Genomic DNA, 4,980 nt, shown 5'->3' with positions numbered 1-4,980 from the left:
CACCCTGCGACTCGGCCCACTCCTTGAGGTTCACATGACCATCATAGCTCACTATAGAGCGCCAATGACTACTGGACGAGCGACAGTTGGCACCCCCTCGTCTCCCACGGACGGGCGCCGCGGCGATCCACCGGTCACCAGGAAACGGTCGCGTGGGTTGAACGTCGAGAACGTGTCGCCAGGATCTACCATTATGGGGGCAGAGGGGTCAATCGGGGGATTCGGGCGGAGGGCTGGTGCGTTCGGCGCAGCGGGGCAGGACCGTCGGGCTCCTGCTGGCCGGTCTGCTCGTGATTGCGGTGGTGGCCCTGATCGTGGTCCCCCGGCTGGGGGGCGACGCCGGCGGCGGTCCGCCCGATGGCAACGTGCGGACCGTCCGGGTCCTGGCCGGTTCGGAGAAGCGGGACTTCTTCGCGGACCCCGCGGTGGGCGCCCGGCTCGCGGAGCTCGGCTACCGGCTGCAGGTCGATACCGCGGGCTCCAGGGAGATCGCCACCAGCCGCGATCTGACCCCATATGACCTGGCCTTTCCGGCCGATGCGCCGCAGGCCGACCGGATCAGGGCCGCCAGGAAGGTGACGAAGTCCTACGTCCCCTTCTTCAGCCCGATGGCGATCGCCACCTTCCAGCCGATCGCGTCACTGCTGCAGAACGCCGGGGTCGTGCGGATGGACGGCGGCCACCGCGTCCTGAACATGCGCGGCTACCTCGATCTGGTCGATAAGAACACCCGCTGGTCGGACCTGCCGGGGAACACCGCTTTCGAGACCGGCAAGTCCGTGCTCATCARTTCGACGGATGTGCGGACGTCGAACTCCGCGGCGCTGTACCTGGCGATCGCCAGCTATGTCGAGAACGGCGGTAACGTCGTCGCCGACAGCGCCGCGGCGGATCGGGTGGCCGCCCGCTGCGCACCGCTGTTCGTCAAGCAGGGCTATGTCGAGCAGTCCACCCAGGAACCCTTCGACGACTTCCTCACCATCGGGATGGGGAAGACGCCGATGGCCATGATCTACGAGGCGCAGTTCGTCGCCCGCCAGCTCGCGAAGGACGGCTCCATCAGCCCCGACATGGTCCTCATGTACCCGGAGCCAACGATCTACGCGAAGCACACGGTGGTACCGCTGACCGCCGATGGCGATGCCRCCGGGCGGCTGCTTGCCACCGACCCGCAGCTGCAGCGTCTCGCGGCTCAGCACGGGTTTCGTACCGCGGATGCCGCGTACGGCCGCCGCCTGGCCACCGAACGGGGTCTCGCGCCGCCGCCGTCACTGGTCGACGTGGTGGAACCGCCCACCGCCGCCATCGAGGAACGCATGATTGACAAGATTGTGAACCAGGCGCAGGGGAGACCCGGTTGACCACGCAACCGCCGGCCGCCGACCGGAATACGGCACCTGGCAATACGTCACCCGGCGGCCTGGTGCTGACCCCGCCCGAGCCGGTGGCACCGGTGCCCCTTGACCGGGCCRAACCGGCCGTTCCGATCGATCCGGACGCCGTGGCCCGACTGGACGAGCAGGCTGGCACGTTCGCGCGCACGCTGCTGTCCATCGATGCCCACTCGCCGGCGTTCGCGTCGAAGGTCGCCGCCGTGCACCGGCTGGGGGAGAAGGAGATCCGGGAATCGGCGTCGGTGTCCAACCGGTTGCTCGACAAGCCCACCCGGGCGATGAACTCCGGGCCCTTCGACCAGACCTCGGCGGTGTCGAAGTCCCTGGTCGAGCTGCGCCGGGTCGTGGCGGACCTCGACCCCTCCCGGCAGAATCTCGACGCCCCCAGAAAGCTGCTCGGCGTGCTCCCCTTCGGCAACCGGCTGCGGGACTACTTCGCGTCCTACCGGTCGTCGCAGGCCCATCTGGACGGGATCCTGCGCGCCCTGCAGCACGGTCAGGAGGAGCTGYGCCGGGACAACGCCGCCATCGAGCAGGAGAAGCAGAACCTGTGGGTGGCGATCGGCCGGCTGCGGGAGTATGCCTACCTCGCCGGCAGACTCGACGGTGAGCTCGAAACGGGGATCGCGGCGCTCGCGGGCGCCGATCCGGACCGGGCTGAGGAGCTTCGCCGGGACGTGCTGTTCTACGTCCGCCAGAAGCACCAGGACCTGCTTACCCAGCTTGCCGTCGGCGCACAGGGCTACCTTGCGTTGGACCTGCTCCGGCGCAACAACCTCGAACTCATCAAGGGTGTGGACCGGGCGAGCACCACGACCGTGTCGGCCCTGCGCACCGCGGTGATCGTCGCCCAGGCGCTGGCCGACCAGAAGCTGGTCCTTGACCAGATCTCGGCCCTGAACAGCACCACCGAGAAGATCATTTCTGGCACGTCGGAGCTGTTGCGCCGGCAGAGCGCCGACGTGCACCGGCAGGCGTCCTCGGCGACCGTCTCGCTGCGGACCCTCCAGCAGGCCTTCGCGAACATTTACGCCACCATCGACGCCATCGACGACTACCGCGCCGCCGCGCTGGACACCATGCGGACGACGGTGGACGCGCTGTCCACCGAGATCGGCAGGGCCACCGCCTACCTGGACCGGTCGGCCGCGGGCGAGATCGGCGAGCTCGGCTCGTACCCCGACGGCGGTGGCGAGCTGACGCTGCCGGGCGGCGGCCGGTGAACCGACGGCCGCCCGCGGCCCTGCTCGCGTGTCTCCTGACGGTGCTGCTCGTGGCCGCCTGCTCGGGCGGAGGCCCGGGACCGGCGGACGGGTCCGGCACCGGCGGGTCCGGCACCGGCGGGTCCGGCACCGGCGGGTCCGCAGGCGAACTCACCGTCCTCGCCGGCTCCGAACTCCAGGACATCCAGCCGCTGCTTCCCGATCTCACCCGGGCGACCGGCGTCACCCTGCGGCTGAGCTACACCGGCACCCTGGACGGCGCCGACGCGATTACCAGGGGCACCGCCCAGGCCGACGCCGCCTGGTTCGCCTCCGACCGGTACCTGCGACTGCTGCCGAACGGCGCGACGTCCGTAGCCGCGCGATCGTCGATCATGCTGTCACCGGTGGTGTTCGGGGTCCGACGCAGCCTGGCCCGGCAGTTCGGCTGGACCGGCAACCCCAACGTGACCTGGGCCGACATCGCCGCGAAGGTGGCGGCCGGCCAGCTCTCCTACGCCATGACGAATCCCGCGGCGTCGAACTCGGGTTTCTCCGCCCTGGTCGGGGTGGCGGCGGCACTCGCCGGCACCCCGGACGCGCTGCGCCCGCAGGACATCAGACCTGCCCAGCTGACCTCGTTCTTCTCTGGCCAGGCACTGACCGCGGGCAGTTCCGGTTTCCTGACCGACGCCTACGCCCGTTCCCAGGACACTCTCGGCGGCATGATCAACTATGAGTCGGTGCTGCTGGCCCTGAACGCCGGGCACCGGCTGCGCGAACCATTGGAGTTGATCTATCCCCGGGACGGGATCGTCACCTCCGACTACCCTCTCCTGCTGCTGCGGCCGGACAAGCGTGATCTCTATGACCGGGTCGTCAGCTGGCTGCGCCTGCCGCGGACGCAGCACCGGCTGCAGACTGCCACGAGCCGCCGGCCGGCCCTGCCCGGGGTGGCGTTGGACGCCCGGTTCCCGACGCGGACGCTCACCGAGCTGCCCTTCCCGGCGAGCCGGCAGGTCGCCGACCAGCTGCTGTCCGCCTACCTCGACCGGTTCCGGCGGCCCAGCCACGCCATCTTCCTGCTCGACGTGTCCGGGTCGATGGCCGGATCACGGATAGCGGCGCTCCAGGCGGCGCTGCGCGGACTCACCGGTGCGGACGACACGTTGTCCGGCAGGTTCGCCCGGTTCCGGGGTCGCGAGAAGATCACGATGATCACCTTCGCCGGCCGGGCCAACGACCCCGTGGACTTCGCCGTGAACGACCCGCGGCCGGGCTCCGCGGATCTGGCGGGCGTCAACACGTTCGTGGACGGCCTGCGGCTCCAGGACGGCACCGCGATCTACTCGGCGCTGGAGGCCGGCTACCGGGCTGCCGGCGCGGCCGTTGAGGCCGACCCCGGCTACCTCACGTCGATCGTCCTGATGACCGACGGGGAGAACAACTCCGGTATCTCGGCCGCCGACTTCCGCTCCTCCTATCAGCGGCTGCCGGCGGCCGCGCGTGCCGTGCGTACCTTCACGATCGCCTTCGGGGAGGCCGACCCGGCGGCGCTGCGGGATATCTCCGCCGACACCGGTGGCGCGGTGTTCGACGCCCGTACCTCGTCGCTGGCGGACGCGTTCAAGGACATCCGTGGCTACCAGTGAACCGCCGACGCCGCGTCCACCGCGGCTCCCGCGCCCGGCACCACCCCCGTCGGCGCCGATCCCCGGCCGGGGACAGTGGATCCTCACCTGGTTCGGTTCGGCCAAGAACATCGCCGGCTGCACATGCGCGCTCGCCGGCGCCGGCGCGAGTGCCGCGGGCCTGGTGGACTGGCCGTTCTGGCCGCCGGTCGTCGCGGCGCTCTACGCGATCGGCGCCTTGGTCGCACCGCCGCGCCGCGCCGCGGTCGCGGGCGGTGGGATCGACGTGGATGATCTGCGGGCGACGGTCGAGGCCCAGTACCGGGCCCTGATCGACCGGGCACCGGACGACCGGGCACTCGTCGCCGCCGCCGAGGAGGTCATCGGTGYGCTGCGGCAGGTCCTGGACACCCCGCACCTGCTGCGTCCCGGCTCGCCGGAGACGTTCGCCGTCGAGCGGACGGTCGCCGATTACCTGCCCACCGCGGTGGAGACCTATCTGGGGCTGCCGCGGGCCTACGCCGAGACCCACCGGCTGCCCGACGGCCGTACCCCCCGCGATGTCCTGCTGGCGACGCTGGCCCTGCTCGCCGGTGGGATGCGTGAGGTCACCGAGGCGGCCGCCCGCGGCGACACGGCCCAGTTGCTCGCGCACAGCCGCTTCCTCACCGACCGATTCGGCCCGACCGAGCTCACCCTCCCCGATCCCGCCCGGCCCGATCTCGCCCGGCCCGACCTGCCACGCATCCCGGG

Annotated in this window: 4 protein-coding genes; all 4 read left to right on the top strand. The window is 70.9% G+C overall.

From position 1 onward, the window contains the following. Positions 1 to 236: 236 nt before the first annotated feature. Positions 237 to 1,361 (top strand): hypothetical protein, encoded by a 1,125-nt coding sequence (locus tag KBI5_RS23875; RefSeq protein ID WP_085016547.1) that lies wholly within the window; start codon positions 237 to 239, stop codon positions 1,359 to 1,361. Continuing rightward, a complete protein-coding gene (locus KBI5_RS23870) occupies positions 1,358 to 2,617 on the top strand; it encodes a toxic anion resistance protein (RefSeq protein WP_085016546.1) in 1,260 nt (419 codons plus the stop codon). The genes KBI5_RS23875 and KBI5_RS23870 overlap by 4 nt, the downstream gene beginning before the upstream one ends. Continuing rightward, positions 2,614 to 4,248, top strand: a complete 1,635-nt coding sequence (locus KBI5_RS23865; RefSeq protein ID WP_085016545.1) for a VWA domain-containing protein — start codon at positions 2,614 to 2,616, stop codon at positions 4,246 to 4,248. The genes KBI5_RS23870 and KBI5_RS23865 overlap by 4 nt, the downstream gene beginning before the upstream one ends. Next, a partial coding sequence (locus KBI5_RS23860) for a hypothetical protein (RefSeq protein ID WP_085016544.1) occupies positions 4,235 to 4,980 on the top strand: 746 nt, incomplete at its 3' end. The genes KBI5_RS23865 and KBI5_RS23860, both read left to right, overlap by 14 nt.

The sequence above is a fragment of the Frankia sp. KB5 genome, from assembly GCF_002099325.1.
Taxonomy (GTDB): Bacteria; Actinomycetota; Actinomycetes; order Frankiales; family Frankiaceae; genus Frankia; species Frankia casuarinae.
The sequence above is the reverse complement of the archived record's forward strand: the minus strand, read 5'-3'. Positions and strand labels throughout refer to the sequence as shown.